Origin of the sequence: Burkholderia sp. SIMBA_062 (assembly GCF_046534765.1) — a bacterium.
Taxonomy (GTDB): domain Bacteria; phylum Pseudomonadota; class Gammaproteobacteria; order Burkholderiales; family Burkholderiaceae; genus Burkholderia; species Burkholderia ambifaria.
Map to the genome: position 1 here is coordinate 1 of NZ_JAWRYD010000504.1, position 247 is coordinate 247.

The window sequence follows — 247 nt, forward strand, 5'->3', positions numbered from 1 at the left end:
TAGGTCGGCCCGGTGATCACGTATTCGCCGTCGGTGATCGCGCGCACGACGCCGGTCGCGCGAAACGGCGTGCGCCGCGCGCCACCATGCGACGGCATCCGGTTGCCGATCGGCACCGTGACGGTCGCGCCGACGCCCGCATCGATCAGCGCGGCGACCGCGTCGGGGTCGCACAGCGGCCCGCTGACGATCCCGTCGAGCCCTTGCGCGAGCGCGGCCTCCAGCAGGTCCATCGTGTCGCACGGGC

Annotated in this window: 1 protein-coding gene; it reads right to left on the reverse strand. The window is 73.7% G+C overall.

Features of this window, described 5'->3' with window-relative positions; genetic code table 11:
* Window positions 1-247 (reverse strand): MlrC C-terminal domain-containing protein (locus SB786_RS37240; RefSeq protein ID WP_410731716.1); only part of this gene is annotated, 247 nt, incomplete at both ends.